Here is a 14773-nt window from a genome sequence, read left to right as displayed (position 1 = left end):
AGTTTTTAGGATGAATAATGATAAAATTCCTGTAGTTGCTATTTTCGATGTTGGTAAAACCAACAAAAAGCTGTTTCTATTTGATTCTAATTATCAGATCGTGTTTGAACGTTCGGCCAGATTTTTAGAAACAAAGGATGAGGACGGGGATCCTTGTGAAAATCTTGAAAGTCTTAGATTATCGGTTTTTGATTCACTTCATGAGGTCTTTAGAAAGAATGAATTTGAAATTAAAGCGATTAATTTTACATCATACGGGGCTAGCTTTGTATATCTTGATGAAAATGGTAGACCCTTAACTCCATTATATAATTATCTAAAAGAATTTCCTGTTACTATTCAACAAGAACTGCATAATAAGTATGGAGGAGAGGAACATTTTTCTTTAACAACTTCATCGCCAACATTAGGTAGTTTAAATTCGGGTTTCCAGATTCTTCGATTAAAAAAGAAGCAACCAGAAATTTATAAACAGGTCAACTTTGCTCTGCATTTGCCCCAATATTTAAGTTTTCTGGTTTCTGGAAAGTTCTACTCAGATATGACCAGCATCGGTTGTCATACTGCTCTATGGGATTTTGAAAAGGGTGAGTATCATCAATGGGTACAAGATGAGGGTATTACCAAGGTGTTAGCTCCAATTGTTAAAGGAGATGAAGTTTTTGATGGTGCATTTCCTGGTAGCCCTTTTAGAGTAGGAGCGGGGCTTCATGATAGTTCTTCGGCTTTAATTCCTTATTTATTCAATTTTAGTGAACCATTTGTTCTAATATCCACGGGCACTTGGTGTATCTCATTTAATCCATTTAATAATAGTGCTCTAACTTCTTGCGAACTAAAAAAGGACTGTTTGTTTTATCAATCTTATTTAGGAAACCCGGTTAAGGCTTCGCGGTTATTTGCAGGTTATGAACATGAACTGCAATCTAAACGAATTGCTGATTTCTTTCATGTTACGACAGCGAAGTTTCGTAATCTTCAGCTTAATCTAAGGATTTTAGAAAAATTAATGAAAGAGCCTGTAATTGTGGATTTAAAAGCATTTTCAAAAGTTGAGCTTGATCGATACCGTAATTATGAAGAAGCTTACCATAGTTTAATTTTACACCTCATCAAAGTACAGGTGGAATCAACAAAACTAGTTTTAGATGCGAATAAGATCTCTAGAATATTTGTAGACGGTGGGTTTAGTAAGAACCATATTTATATGAGTCTTCTGGCAAAAGAATTTCCTGAAGTCGAAGTTTTTGGCGCTTCAATGGCTCAGGCAACAGCATTGGGCGCAGCTCTTGTCATTCATGACCATTGGAATGAGCTGGCAATACCGAATGACCTTATTGCATTGCGGTACTTTAGAAATAAATGAAATTTAAATTGTTATAGATCAGAACTATGAATAAGAAAAGGGTCGAGTGTAATCACTTGATCCTTTTCTTCAATACAAAAGGTTTCTAAATAGAGAGCGTGAAAGTCTTTAAAAAACCAATTGTTTTTTAGGAATCATTAGACAAACAACCTTTAAGGTGTTTGTCTAATCATGAATGGCGTAAATAGATTTTTTACCAGAACAAGTTTACGGCTATTGACAATAGTTTCCATCTTGTGCTGTTATGGTACCTAGTAGTAAACACCTAAAAAAGTTGAAATATGAAAAATATGAATGGTCTTAGAGTTTAACTTTTTTAAAATTTTATGCTAATTAATTGTTATTTTAGTGATTAATCTAAATTTTAAAATGACCAATTCAACTGCTCAGTTTTTAATGACACTGGAGATCAGTGATTTTTCAGCAACTCCTAAATATCTCCAATTGGCGAATACCATCATTGATGCGGTAAAAAATGAAAGGCTTAAGAAGAGTGAAATGCTTCCTTCAATTAATGAATCCAGTACTTATCTTGAAATATCTAGAGATACGGTTGAAAAGGCTTATCGCTATTTAAAAAAGCATGAAATTATTGCATCAAATCCAGGTAAGGGATACTATGTCAATAAAACAGATATTCAATCCAAATGTAAAATTGCACTGTTTCTGAATAAATTGAGTGTTCACAAAAAAATAGTCTATGATTCATTTGCGAAGGAGTTGGGGGATTATGCTGATCTCGATTTATTTGTCTATAATTCAGACCTTTCTTATCTCAAGAATTTATTAGCGAATCTGACCAAAACTTATGACTATTACGTGCTGTTTCCACATTTTAAAGAGGGACGAGATAAAGCGCCAGATATTATTCGTAGAATACCAATCGATAAGCTAATGTTATTAGGACGATTTATTGATGATGTACCTGGTGATTTTCCAGCGGTTTATGAGAATTATGAACAGGATATTTATTTAGCATTGGAACAAGCTAATGAAGTTTTAAGTAAATATAAAATGATAAAATTGGTTTTTCCAGATCATAGTGATTTCCCAAAAGCAATTATCAAAGGTTTTTATAAATTTTGTCAGCAATACGCTTTTGATCATGAGCTGGTGTCTGAATTAAATAAAGAAAAAGTGGTAGTGGGTACTTGTTATATTAATATTATTGAAGATGATCTCGTAAAGCTACTGAACAAGATCCAGCAGAAAAAGCTTTTGATAGGTAAAGATATTGGTGTTATTTCCTATAATGAAACACCTTTAAAGAAATTTATTTTGAATGGAATTACAACCATATCAACTGATTTTGAAACAATGGGACGGATGGCGGCAAATTTGATTAAAAATAACTCTAAAGAGAGGCTAGAAGTTCCATTTAATATTAAGATTCGAGCTTCTATATAAAGGAATTTCTTAGACTATAAAAAAAGCCATGAGAAAACTCATGGCTTTTATACTTTTGATCACGATTACAGTATTATTTTTTTATGGTTAAAGGGTATTGTTTAAATACTCCTTGAACAACTTTAGCAACATTAGTTGCAGCTTTCTCTGGACTATTAACTTCACCAGATCCACGTGCTTGCCAAACAACTTTATTTGTTTTACGGTCTACAGCTTCTATGATTAAGTGAGCGTAGCGGTAGCGTTCTTTGGCTACAGGATATGTTGCATAACCATAATAAGGAGAAAACCACGGTCTGTACCAACCCCATGGACCTCCATAAGCGTATGAGGATCCATATACTAAACGGCTTTTGTTATTGACAATTGTTATATAACGGAATAACAAATCTGGATTATCCTTACTGTAAGATAAGCCTCTTGCTTGTAATTCGCTGTTGCTCGCGTCTAATATATTTGTTCTTGCAATATCATTATCAAAGTATGATTTTGATAACGAATCAACAGGTGGTAACCAGCCATAAGTACGATATTGCGAAAAATCTACTTTTTCGTCGCGCATCGTATTATATTGATATGAGGCACAAGATGCAAGAATTAGACTTGCAAATAGGAAATAAATTATTTTTTTCATGACCAATAGGATTTATATTATTTTCTTAGTGTTAGACAAATGTAAATGTTAAAAGTTTAATTATATCAGTAAAAAAAATTATTGATAAAAGGCAACTAATGGCATCGAACGGCCTGGACCAAAAGCTTTTGGACTAATGCGCAGTATTGGAGGAGCCTGAAATCTTTTAAATTCGGCATTATTAACTAGTTTTATAATTTTTTCAACAATATTAAGATCATAACCTTGAGCTAAAATTTCCTCTTTTGATTTTTGTTTTTCGATATATAGGAATAATATTTCATCCAGTAAATCATATGGTGGTAAGGAATCTGAATCCTTTTGATCGGGTCTTAATTCTGCAGAAGGTGCTTTTTCAATTGTATTAGATGGGATAATTTCCTTATTTCGGTTAATGTATCGGGCGAGATCATAGGCCTTTGATTTATATACGTCTCCTATTACTGAAATCGATCCTGCCATATCTCCATATAAGGTGCCATAACCTACCGCTGCTTCACTTTTATTTGAAGTGTTTAAAACGATATGACCAAATTTGTTGGAAATTGCCATTAATAACGTACCTCTGGTACGTGCCTGGATATTTTCTTCGGCAACACCCGCTTGTTGCCCTTCAAAAAAGGGAGCTAATGTTGTTTCGTAGGCCTGTGTAATATCTTTTATTGGAATGATATGATGTGCGCAATTGGTGTTTTTTACGAGATCTAATGCATCTTGAATGGAATGGTCGGATGAATAAATAGAAGGAAGCAATATTGCAAGTACATTTTCTGAACCTAATGCTTCACAGGCTAATGCGGCAACTAGTGCTGAATCTAATCCACCGGAAAGGCCTAAGACAGCTTTTTTGAAACCAGATTTGTGAAAATAATCACGTAAACCTAAAAGCAGGGCATCGTGAATCAGTGCTATTTCCTGATCTTGGGGTACCGTAAATGCTGTTGTTGCTTTTATGGTTTGATCTCTATATTCTATAATCTGTACATCTTCTTCGAATTTTTTTAATTCGCAACAAATTGCTCCATTTTCATCAATAGCTAATGATCTTCCATCAAAAATTATATCCATATGAGCACCTACTTGGTTAACATAGATTAACGGACGTTTTGCTTTTGCCACTTGTGCTTTCAAAACAGCAACACGATCTTCGTAATGGACATAAGAAAAAGGCGATGCTGCAATATTGATCAGCAAATCTGGGTTTTCTTGAAGTAATTCGCTCATGGGATCGCCAACATAAGAATTATTTCCTTGATCGTCATCCCATAAATCTTCACAAATGGTCAATGCTATTTTTGTTTTTTTATAGGTGAGACATGCGAATTTTCTGCTAGGTTCAAAGTAACGATATTCGTCAAAAACATCATAGTTAGGAAGTAGTCCTTTTTTACTAATGTGTGTAATCTTTCCATTTTCTAAACAAACTGCAGCATTGTATAGCGCTTTACCTTCTGGATCTGTATTGGGGACAGGCGCTCCGATAATGCATAAAATATCTTGGCAATGTGATGCAATGGTGGTAATAGATTCACTACACTGTTTTAAGAATGTTGCATTTTGCAAAAGATCCTTTGCTGGGTAGCCGCCAATTGCTAATTCAGAAAAAACAATAATTTCAGTTTGTTGTGCTCTTGCATTTTCAATAGCAGTAATAATTTTTGCTGTGTTGGAACTGAAGTTGCCGATATGATAATTTAACTGGGCTAAAGCTATTTTCATTTTTGCGTCTTTGTTTTGAATGGTATACTGATATGAAGAGCAAGATAAGAAGTTTTTTAGACTACTTTTTGATACTATTGTTTTTTTATTTTAGTTTTTGATAGTGAATTAAAAACAAACAGGATCTTTACGTAAGTAAAGATCCTGCATCGTGTATTCGTTTAAAATTTTAGAAGAAATAAATCTCCCAAACGCCATTTAATTGCTAATTGAAACAACTTCAATTTCAGAATATAGTGGAGAGTTTGCTGGAACTTTATCTTTTGCAACTTGATCATAACCGAATGGAGATGGTGCTACAGCTTTTATTTTACTTCCTTTTTTAAGTCCTTTTACAGTTAATCCACCGATATTTACTTCCTTACCTTGAAAAGATAATTTTTTTGGAAAAAAAGCGAACTGCCAGAATAAGATAATACGGTCTCTATTTATCGTAAATGTTGCTGGGCTACCCTCTTTAGATTCATCAACAAGAGTTCCTTTATCTGCGCCGTTCAGTAAATTAACTTTATAATTTACTACAGCGGTAGGATACATCAGGTAACCACCGGAGCTGATTTGATAAGCGTATGAAGCATCGTCACCTTCAGCTATCAGATCATACCAAATACCAGTTGCTGTATCTAATTTAGGATTCGTGAAATTTTTGATGGCAAATGATTTCAACTGAGGAGCCTGTTCTTTTAGTAAATTTTGGATTCTCGCATTTTCGATAGAATCTTTAATTCTTTGTTCTTCAGCTAATTTTGAAAAGTCGTCTGATTTACTACAAGATGCCAAAGCAATAATCATTGCCAACATTCCAAAAAAGATTTTTGTAAAATTTTTCATAAATTTCTTTACTTATTACTGTTATTATACCGGTTAAAACGTTCAATTGTTTAGATGTGCTACAAGGTACGAAAGAATTTTAAAGCAAGTAAAGTGTAGGATAATTTTTTATTGGGCAATGTGCTGTCTTTTTGTTCGTTAACAATAGTTTTCTTGTGAAAATTATATATATATAAAAGGTCCTTTACATCACGATGTAAAGGACCTTTTATATGCTTTTATTGATTTTGTATTAATTACGAACCAGTAACATCTCCAACAGTTTTCACTTCGATTGTGTAAACAACTGGAGTATTTTTAGGAACAGTTACTTTTTCGCTACCTTTTGTATATTCTACTTGGTCAAAAGTATAATAAGATGGTGAAATAAAACTAATTTTATCATTTTTTTGGAGACCTTTTGGTAGTAATCCCTCGAATCTTACATCTTTACCTTGGATATTAATGATTGTTGGTACAAATGCTTGAACCCAAGCAGCTCCGTATACTGTAGTTGCTTGACGAATATCTGTGTAATTTTTAGGAACTCCATCTGTATTTTTATCAAATACAGTTCCATTCATCAGTTCACCCTTAAAATTTACAGTTGCTGCCCAAACATTTAACCCTGCTTGTCCAATACCATTAACAGTTCCTTTATATACGTAAGGAGTTTCATTTCCAGCCGCTAAATCTACTTTATACCAGATTCCAGTTGAATCAGAGTATTTAGCATTATCTCCCCATTTGGTTTTTGCATATTGCTCTAATAAAGGAGCTTGTATTCTTTTTAATGAATCTCTGCGTACTTTTTCTAATCTTGCTTTTTCAATTTGCTCTCTTTCAGCTTTCTCATAATCAAAATCATTTTTGTTACAGGAAGCAAAAACTATCCCCATGCATAAAAATGCCATTAAAAATTTCGTAAATTTTTTCATAATTTTTTAAATTGTATCTTATATTACCACTAAAACGTTATGTTTTTCGGTTTCGCTACAGCGAGATGTTAAATTATCTTAAAAAATTCGCTAACTCTTTTGGGCTTAGATATTTTTGCTTAATACTTTTTAATTTAAATGTTTGATCATAACGCAGGAGACTCGGGAAAACCATCTTTTGGCTGGTTAACAAGAGTAAGGCTAAGGGATGATATTGTCCGGTATTTTTTTTGGGAGTTTTTGATTTCCATACTTGCTGATCGAAAGTGATGTACTCAACCGTCTCCGCATCTAATTCAACTAGATAATAATCTTTGTTTAATCGGTCATAGATTTCTTTTTTTGAAAAGACTTCTTTTTCCATTTTTCTGCAGTAGCTGCACCAGTCGGTATGAATGAAGATGATTGTTTCTTTTGGTGCTATGCTTAATAAAGAGTCTAATTGTTGAAAAGAGGTATAAATTATCCGCTCTTGACCATAATGGCTGAGCGGATAAAGGATAATCGTTATTAATAAAACAAATTTGTGCATATGCTTCATCTTTCTTTAATAAATGGGATTAGTGAAAATGGCCAATTTTTACTCCAAAGGTTATTGTACGTGGTTTTGTCGGACCGTAAATGTAGTTTGAATCTCGATTAGCGCCTTTATCGAAATCTTTTTGGAATGCGTTGAACATATTTTGTACACCTGCAAATAATTCAAGGTTAAAATCTTTGTGAACAGCAAAAGTATATCCTAACCGTGCATTCAGCTCCATAAAATCCCTCGTATTTTTGAGGCTCATGATTTCTTCTTGTATATGCGAGATCTTCATTTTTCCGGTGTAAACTCCTGTTAGGTCAACTGCGAATTTCTTAGTTGCTTTCCAATTGGCATTTAAGTACCCATAGACATTTGGCGTACGTAAGAAATCTTGGGACAAAATGGCTTCTTGACCTGTTTTAGCTTCAGCTATCAGTTGTGCCGATTGGTATCGCGAGCGTTGTATCGTACCACCAGCTTGTAGACTAAATATACTTGAAGGGGCTACATTAAGTTCTAGGTTTGTTCCGTATACATAGGCATCTGTACCGTTTCGCATTTCTTCAATCATAATGTCATTGGATTCTGATTTCAAGACTGTCGTAAATGGATTATTCAACTGTGTATAGAAGCCCTCCACTAAAAGACTTGTTTGCGTATTACCAAAATTTCTGCTGAAATTGAACGATCCGGTATAAGCATTTGAATATTCTGTTTTTAGGTCTTCTCCAATTAATACAAAAACCTGTTTTCCTCCGATTGAGGTCACATGCATATCTTCATTGAAGGCTTGTGGGGCACGGAACCCGCGAGCATACCCGCCACGAAATTGAATATTACTATTGATATCGTACAAGATGGTTAATCGCGGATTCCAAGATCCAAAATTCTTCTGACTGCTGCGTTCCACTTGTTGGAGCTGATAATTTCCATCGACGAAGATGTAGTCGTATCGCATTCCTATTAATGCTTTGAAAGAGGATATTGGCTTCCATTCGTATTGGGCATAAGTTCCTATTCCTTTTGTTTTTTGATCGATGATACGTTGATATCCGGGAATCTGATCATTTGTTTTGTTGTAGTTGAACTCAATACCGCCGGTAAAGACATCATCCTCAAAATTGTTTGTGTATTGTGTTCCTGTAACAAAAGACAAATCATCTGTGTCTCCATAAGAATTTGCGGCTCTTAAACTATCTGTTGCAGTGGGCGCTTCGCCCAGTCCCCCGTAAAAACTTTTACGTTTTGTTTTTTGGCCGGAAGCATACACGGAGATTTTTTGTTTATAGTCAGCTAAATAATGATCGTAAGTGATACCACCAATCAGTGAATTGGTTTCCAGTTGTTCTGTGATGGCTGTAAAATGGGGTGATTTGTTAAATTGGTCTCCTCCTCTTCTAAATTCCTGTATGGTACTGAAATCTACTGTTATTTTATTGACATCGGAAGGTTTGAAAAATGCTTTTGTTCCGAATGTGGTATTGTTAAGTTCTGTTATCTCCGAAAATCCGTCCTTATTTTTATCAAATGGTTGACGATTCCGGTGCATACCATAAAAGGTAACTCCTGTTGTAAGGTCTTCATCTACGTAGGAGGTGTTGAAGTCTACCGTATTATCCCAACTGCTACCGCCGATTAATGAGTTGGTAGATTTAATCTGCCAATCATTTTCGACAGGATCTTTAGTAATGATATTAATGGTACCGGCAATTGCATTTGCTCCAAATAGGGCAGAACCACCACTTCGAACGACTTCGATGCGGTCGATCATACTGGTTGGAAGTTGGTCTAAACCATATACACTGTTTAATGCGCTGAATACGGATCTGCTGTTGATCAAGATCTGTGAATAGGCGCCTTCTAATCCGTTTAGACGGACTTGTGAAAAACCGCAGTTTTGACAGTTGTTCTCTACCCTAACTCCTGGTTGATAGTTTAGTGTTTCGGACATAGCTACAGATTGTGTAGCCTGAAAAAGTTTAGGGCCTAATACCTGCACAATAACTGGTGCTTCCTTTTTACTGACACCATATCGGGTTGCGCTTACAACGACTTCATTCAAATGCAGGTTGTCTGTATTTAATTTAAAGTGTACGGTGGAATCTGTTAGCAATATCAGCTGTTTGATGGTTTGATAGCCAACAGCGGTTATCTGTATATTTTGTTTTTGTTTAGTTAGTTTTTGAAATTCAAAATAGCCTGCGGTATCAGAAACGGTCGAGTGAAGACCATTTTCGATGTTGATAGTTGCTCCAACTATACCTTTACCGTCATTGTTACTGATTTTACCTTTTAATGTATGTTGTGCATATGTATGCATACTGATCATCATGATGATGATCAATAGGTTGATATTTCTCATTGGAGTGTATTTGTCCTTTTAATAGTAATGAACCTATCATGGGAGGTGTGAAATATCGGTACGAAGCAATGCGAATGCCTGCTCCATGTATATTTTCATACCAGCTATGTCCACTATGGTTACATTATTTACTTAAAATAATTAATAAATTACAGCACGACGCAATGCGTCGTGCTATCGCACGGCGAATAGCATTCGTCTTGATAATAAGGATGAATGCAATAACTAATTTTATTTTAAGCAAAATCTGGAGGACCCCTTGAGAAAGCGTGATCGACGACACGATTGGTGACAACCGGTGTGTAGACTTGATAACTGTAGATATGAACGACAGTTCGAATGGGTTGTTCAAAAACGATAAATTCACTTTGAACAAAGTTCTGATTGTAGACGACATTGAGGAAATCAATTTGATCGTCGGATTCTTGCGGTCTGGGCTGATCGTTTGTAAAATCGTAGGGGTGATTGTGCATGACAATCTCTCCGTTTGATTTTACTTCTTTGTGCATGAAAATAACACCAGAAATAATGATCAAGCTGATCAATGTCAATTGCATTGATGCTAAGATCTTTCTGATATATATATTCTTTGACATGTAGGTAATAAAAAAGCACCCGCTTAATACGAGTGCTAAATTATTGAAAATAAACGTAGCTTTCTATTGAAAGTGTATTATTTAAATATTATTTTATAAGTTGATTGTTGTCATCTGGGAAAACCAAGCTAGGAATATGCTTTTTAGCTTGCTCCATTTCCATTTGTGCATACGATATGATGATCACAATATCACCCACTTGAACTAATCTTGCTGCAGCGCCATTTAAGCAGATGGTACCGGAAGCTCTTTTTCCAGGAATAACATATGTTTCTAAACGAGCGCCATTGTTATTGTTAACGATTTGAACTTTTTCGTTTGCAATAATATTTGCTGCATCCATTAAATCCTCATCAATTGTGATACTACCAACGTAATTAAGCTCGGCCTGTGTAACCCGAACACGGTGGATTTTAGATTTCATTACCTCTATAAACATGTGGCAAAGTTAGATTTTTCTTGTAAAAATGTAAAGTTAATAAGTATAATGTGACATTTAATTCAAAATCATGTTATCAATAAGCCGTACATCTTCGACCCGCGCAGTGACAAGTGCTACATATTGTTTATCTTGTTCAATTGTTTTGATTTCTTTCAATGTCGTTGTTTCGCAAATAGCGAGATATTCTAAGGTAATACCTTCGCTGGAGTTCAATAGTTCTGTTGCCTGTTTATTTAATTGAAGTAAAGGTATCTTTCCAAAGTTACTTTTGATATACAGAAGTGTTTTGGACAAAGCTAACGCTTGTATTTTACCATTGGATGAGAGGCGCATGTTTCTTGAACTTAAAGCAAGACCATTTTCATCTCGGATGATTGGGCATAATGCAATGGTGATCGGTAATTGCTTTACCTTGATCATATGTTCAATAACCATGACCTGTTGGAAGTCTTTTTGACCAAAGCATGCAATATCTGGTTGCACTAAGGCGAATAATTTGTAAACGACTTGCGTTACACCTTGAAAGTGCCCCGGTCTCATTTTCCCTTCCCATATAGTATCTAATCCGTTTAGATCAATGTGCCATTTTTCATTTGGATCAGGGTACATCTCCTCTACGGTCGGTAAGAATAAGACATCACAATGAGCAGCTTCTAATAATGCGATATCATGCTCAATGGGTCTTGGATACTTTTCTAAATCTTTTGGGTCGTTAAATTGTGTTGGGTTGACAAAAATACTGCAAACGGTGACATCTGATAAAGGTTTTGCATAATTCAGTAAAGAGATATGTCCTTCATGTAGTGCACCCATTGTTGGGATAAGAGCTATTTTTTGTTTGTTGATTCGTGCTGTTTCCAGGTAATCTTGGAGCTCTTTTTTAGTCTCGAAAATTCTCACTTTTAGAAATTTTAATACAGGGCAAAAGTGGGGAATATATTTGTGAATATAAAACGATGATTTGTAAGGAATTGTATTGTCGGGATATTTTTTGTATCTTTGTAGACCGATTTTACTGTTCTAATAAAAATAAAATAAATAAAAACTGGAGATGGCAAAAACGAAGATATTGTTTATAACCCACGAGATGTCGCCTTTCCTCGAATTAACTAAAATTTCTGAAATCACGCGTCAATTGCCACAGGCTATGCAAGAGAAAGGATTTGAAATCCGTATTCTTATGCCTCGTTTTGGTAATATTAATGAGCGTAGAAATAGATTGCATGAGGTAATTCGTCTGTCAGGCTTAAACATTGTGGTGGATAACAATGACAATCCGCTAATCATTAAGGTAGCTTCATTGCCTGCGGCACGTATGCAGGTTTACTTTTTGGATAATGAAGACTATTTTCAGCGGAAAAAAGTTTTTCGTGACGAGAATGGAGAATTTTTTAATGATAACAATGAGCGTTCTGTGTTCTTTTGTAAAGGAGCACTGGAAACGGTTAAGAAGTTAGGTTGGTCACCAGATGTGGTACATTGCCACGGTTGGTTTTCAGCATTAGTGCCGGCTTATTTAAAGACGACATATAAAGATGATCCTACTTTTAAAGGTGCCAAAGTTATGTATTCGTTGTATAACGAAGAGTTCTCCGGAACTTTAGGCGATAAATACAGAGAAATTGCCCCTGAAGGTGCATTGACAAAAGATGATGTTGCTAGTTATGGTGACGGTAGTTATGTCAACATCTATAAAGGTGCTTTGGACTTCACCGATGTAGCGGTTGTAGCTGAGGAGGGTGTTAATCCAGAAATTCTAGCATATGCAAAAGAAAAAGGAATTCAGGTCTTTGAACCTAATGGTGATGAAGATTATGAAGCTTTCAATGATCTTTTTGATCAATTTGCTCCTGTAGAAGAAGAAACAACGGTTTAAAATAGAAATTAAACGTATTTAAATAGCGTCTAAGAAATTAGACGCTATTTTTTTGTGAAATATCATCAGTGAAGGATCTCTTATATATTAGATTAAAATCTGATTGTTAACAAATAAGTTTTGCGTTTGATTTAATGGTAAGGATGATAATTTAAAATGTTACCTTAGCTTTATTATGAAAATTAAAGTTGGATTTGGCTTTGATGTCCATCAATTAGAAGAGGGGCATCCATTTATAGTAGGTGGAGTAGAATTGGATCATCATGCTGGTGCATTCGGCCATTCGGATGCGGATGTTTTGGCTCATGCCATTTGTGATGCGCTCCTGGGGGCCGCAAATTTAGAGGATATTGGTTATCATTTCCCAAATACAGATGAGCAATGGAGAGGTATTAGCAGTCTTGTTTTACTGAAACATTGTGTTAAGCTAATTGGAGATAAGGGGTATACCATAGGGAACATTGATGCTATGCTATGCCTGGAGGCTCCTAAAATTAAACCGTATATCGGACAGATGAAGGCTAAAATATCGGAGGCCTCAGGTTTGGACGTTGATGATATTTCGATCAAAGCAACGACGAATGAATCCATGGGATTTGTCGGAAGACAAGAGGGGGTAGTAGCATATGCTGTTTGTTTGATCGAAAAAGCTTAAACTTTCTGTTTCTTTTTAAAAAAGAAGCAGGCAACAATAAAACTGATTGCTGTAAGTACGAATCCTAGATAGAAAGGAGCTCCTGGTAAATAAAGGGCTTCTTTTTTATCTGTAAAGTGAGCAAACAACCAGCTCATGACGGGAGGGCCTATAATGGCTGTTAAGCTAATAATACTTGTTAATCCACCTTGTATCTGTCCCTGCTCATTCGATGGCGTTTCGTTGGATACAAGGCTCTGGATAGCTGGCCCTGCGATTCCCGCAAATACATAGGGTATTACGGCTAGGAAAATTAACCATGGAGCGTATGCCATCCCCATTAAGGGCATCGATATCACGTAGAGTCCAGATCCAATTAAAATACTTTTTTCTAATCCCAATTTTGGAATAATAATTCGAATCAGTCCGGCTTGAACTATAGCCAACAACATACCTATAAAACCCAAAGAGATACCAACCATTCTTTCATCCCATTGATATCTTTCCATGGTGTAATATGACCAAGTACTTTGTACGGCATGAGAAGAGATGTTTATCAGAAAGATGCAAAAAAATAATTGTTTTAGATGCGGGTATTTAGCAAGTTGCTTGAAGGCACCTACCGGATTTGCATTTTTCCATCTGAAAGGTCTTCTGTTTTCTTTTTTTAATGATTCTGGAATGAAAAAATAACCATATAAGAAATTCAAAAAGCTTAATAATGCTGCTGCGAAAAACGGTATTCTGGCACCATAATGCCCCAATAACCCTCCTAGCAATGGACCTACTATAAAACCTAAGCCAAATGCAGCTCCCAATAATCCGAAATTCTGAGCTTTTTTCTCGTGCGAACTGATATCTGCTATAAATGCAGCAGCTACTGTGTAGCTGGCTCCTGTAATACCTGCTATAAACCTACCGATGAATAACCACAGGATGGTTGGAGCTAACCCCATGAGTAAATAGTTGATAGAAAAGCCTAAGAGTGATATTAAAAGGATGGGTCTTCTACCAAATCGGTCACTGAGATTACCTAACACGGATGCAAAGAAGAATTGAGTTAATGCATAACAAAACATGAGCAAACCACCATATCGCGATGCATCACTTAATGTGCCGCCAATCAATTCTTCAATTAATTTAGGCATTACAGGTATAATAATACCTAAACCAATGACGTCAATTAGTACGGTTAAAAAAATGAAAAATAGACTTTTTGAAGTGTTGACTTGCATATTTTACTGTTTTTTATTTTTTAGATAGGCTTTTAAACGATTTACTGGCCTATAGCTTTATCATTTATTTTAATAATCTATATGTTTTTGCCTGTCACGAATGACAGACAATTGATTTGTTTTTAAATCTAAACTAAATTTCTGAAATACCAAGCTTTAGCGATATTGAAAAATTAGGATCATACCCTAAGGATTGTTTTTGAACCAATCAAAGGCGATCTGTTTTAT

14 protein-coding genes are annotated in these 14773 nt (G+C 35.3%); 4 read left to right on the top strand and 10 right to left on the bottom strand.

Annotation, left to right across the window (positions count from 1 at the left end):
* Positions 1 to 10: 10 nt before the first annotated feature.
* Positions 11 to 1366, top strand: coding sequence for an FGGY-family carbohydrate kinase (locus tag HCX49_RS15445; RefSeq protein ID WP_132769180.1), 1356 nt, complete (start codon positions 11 to 13; stop codon positions 1364 to 1366).
* A 369-nt stretch (positions 1367 to 1735) separates the two neighbouring features.
* Entirely contained in the window at positions 1736 to 2773 is a 1038-nt protein-coding gene (locus tag HCX49_RS15440) for a substrate-binding domain-containing protein (RefSeq protein ID WP_206368523.1), read from the top strand.
* Positions 2774 to 2846: 73 nt separating this feature from the next.
* Here the strand turns inward: HCX49_RS15440 and HCX49_RS15435 are convergent, their stop codons facing one another.
* The 9 genes from HCX49_RS15435 to panC form a co-directional block, all read right to left on the bottom strand.
* Complete coding sequence (locus HCX49_RS15435) at positions 2847 to 3407, bottom strand: DUF4136 domain-containing protein (RefSeq protein WP_132769178.1); 561 nt, start codon at positions 3405 to 3407, stop codon at positions 2847 to 2849.
* Positions 3408 to 3485: 78 nt separating this feature from the next.
* On the bottom strand, positions 3486 to 5126 hold the full coding sequence (locus HCX49_RS15430) for an NAD+ synthase (protein ID WP_168127586.1): 1641 nt from the start codon (positions 5124 to 5126) through the stop codon (positions 3486 to 3488).
* Positions 5127 to 5324: 198 nt separating this feature from the next.
* The gene (locus tag HCX49_RS15425; protein ID WP_132769174.1) at positions 5325 to 5957 is read right to left on the bottom strand and encodes an FKBP-type peptidyl-prolyl cis-trans isomerase; all 633 of its coding nucleotides are present in this window, start codon (positions 5955 to 5957) and stop codon (positions 5325 to 5327) included.
* A 236-nt stretch (positions 5958 to 6193) separates the two neighbouring features.
* Positions 6194 to 6874: a hypothetical protein gene (locus HCX49_RS15420; RefSeq protein WP_132769172.1), complete on the bottom strand. Its 681-nt coding sequence runs from the start codon at positions 6872 to 6874 to the stop codon at positions 6194 to 6196.
* Positions 6875 to 6947: 73 nt separating this feature from the next.
* Positions 6948 to 7406, bottom strand: a complete 459-nt coding sequence (locus HCX49_RS15415) for a thioredoxin family protein (RefSeq protein ID WP_168127585.1) — start codon at positions 7404 to 7406, stop codon at positions 6948 to 6950.
* A gap of 28 nt (positions 7407 to 7434) precedes the next feature.
* Positions 7435 to 9762: a TonB-dependent receptor domain-containing protein gene (locus HCX49_RS15410; protein ID WP_168127584.1), complete on the bottom strand. Its 2328-nt coding sequence runs from the start codon at positions 9760 to 9762 to the stop codon at positions 7435 to 7437.
* Between the two features lie 236 nt (positions 9763 to 9998).
* Entirely contained in the window at positions 9999 to 10358 is a 360-nt protein-coding gene (locus HCX49_RS15405) for a hypothetical protein (RefSeq protein ID WP_237682821.1), read from the bottom strand.
* Positions 10359 to 10446: 88 nt separating this feature from the next.
* A complete protein-coding gene (gene panD, locus HCX49_RS15400) occupies positions 10447 to 10797 on the bottom strand; it encodes an aspartate 1-decarboxylase (protein ID WP_031288422.1) in 351 nt (116 codons plus the stop codon).
* A 57-nt stretch (positions 10798 to 10854) separates the two neighbouring features.
* Positions 10855 to 11700 (bottom strand): pantoate--beta-alanine ligase, encoded by an 846-nt coding sequence (panC, locus tag HCX49_RS15395; RefSeq protein ID WP_021190242.1) that lies wholly within the window; start codon positions 11698 to 11700, stop codon positions 10855 to 10857.
* Positions 11701 to 11851: 151 nt separating this feature from the next.
* Between panC and HCX49_RS15390 the strand changes: the two genes are divergently transcribed.
* Positions 11852 to 12676, top strand: coding sequence for a glycogen/starch synthase (locus HCX49_RS15390; RefSeq protein WP_031288421.1), 825 nt, complete (start codon positions 11852 to 11854; stop codon positions 12674 to 12676).
* A 175-nt stretch (positions 12677 to 12851) separates the two neighbouring features.
* Positions 12852 to 13331 carry a 2-C-methyl-D-erythritol 2,4-cyclodiphosphate synthase gene (ispF, locus tag HCX49_RS15385; RefSeq protein WP_021190240.1) on the top strand — a complete coding sequence of 160 codons (480 nt, stop codon included), beginning with the start codon at positions 12852 to 12854 and terminating at the stop codon, positions 13329 to 13331.
* Here ispF and HCX49_RS15380 read toward each other — a convergent pair.
* The gene (locus HCX49_RS15380) at positions 13328 to 14545 is read right to left on the bottom strand and encodes a TCR/Tet family MFS transporter (protein ID WP_132769166.1); all 1218 of its coding nucleotides are present in this window, start codon (positions 14543 to 14545) and stop codon (positions 13328 to 13330) included. The genes ispF and HCX49_RS15380 overlap by 4 nt on opposite strands.
* Between the last annotated feature and the right edge of the window lie 228 nt (positions 14546 to 14773).

The sequence above is a fragment of the Sphingobacterium sp. B16(2022) genome (genome assembly GCF_012030425.1).
Taxonomy (GTDB): Bacteria; Bacteroidota; Bacteroidia; order Sphingobacteriales; family Sphingobacteriaceae; genus Sphingobacterium; species Sphingobacterium anhuiense.
Note: the sequence above shows the minus strand (reverse complement) of the source record. Positions and strands in the feature narration are given on the sequence as shown.

Bases quoted from the DNA above. Each gene is read 5' to 3' on its own strand.
- HCX49_RS15430 (WP_168127586.1), bottom strand. From the start codon at position 5,126: ATGAAAATAGCTTTAGCCCAGTTAAATTATCATATCGGCAACTTCAGT.
- HCX49_RS15405 (WP_237682821.1), bottom strand. From the start codon at position 10,358: ATGTCAAAGAATATATATATCAGAAAGATCTTAGCATCAATGCAATTG.
- ispF (WP_021190240.1), top strand. From the start codon at position 12,852: ATGAAAATTAAAGTTGGATTTGGCTTTGATGTCCATCAATTAGAAGAG.
- HCX49_RS15415 (WP_168127585.1), bottom strand. From the start codon at position 7,406: ATGCACAAATTTGTTTTATTAATAACGATTATCCTTTATCCGCTCAGC.
- HCX49_RS15445 (WP_132769180.1), top strand. From the start codon at position 11: ATGAATAATGATAAAATTCCTGTAGTTGCTATTTTCGATGTTGGTAAA.
- HCX49_RS15380 (WP_132769166.1), bottom strand. From the start codon at position 14,545: ATGCAAGTCAACACTTCAAAAAGTCTATTTTTCATTTTTTTAACCGTA.
- HCX49_RS15425 (WP_132769174.1), bottom strand. From the start codon at position 5,957: ATGAAAAATTTTACAAAAATCTTTTTTGGAATGTTGGCAATGATTATT.
- panD (WP_031288422.1), bottom strand. From the start codon at position 10,797: ATGTTTATAGAGGTAATGAAATCTAAAATCCACCGTGTTCGGGTTACA.
- HCX49_RS15420 (WP_132769172.1), bottom strand. From the start codon at position 6,874: ATGAAAAAATTTACGAAATTTTTAATGGCATTTTTATGCATGGGGATA.
- HCX49_RS15410 (WP_168127584.1), bottom strand. From the start codon at position 9,762: ATGAGAAATATCAACCTATTGATCATCATCATGATGATCAGTATGCAT.
- HCX49_RS15390 (WP_031288421.1), top strand. From the start codon at position 11,852: ATGGCAAAAACGAAGATATTGTTTATAACCCACGAGATGTCGCCTTTC.
- HCX49_RS15440 (WP_206368523.1), top strand. From the start codon at position 1,736: ATGACCAATTCAACTGCTCAGTTTTTAATGACACTGGAGATCAGTGAT.
- HCX49_RS15435 (WP_132769178.1), bottom strand. From the start codon at position 3,407: ATGAAAAAAATAATTTATTTCCTATTTGCAAGTCTAATTCTTGCATCT.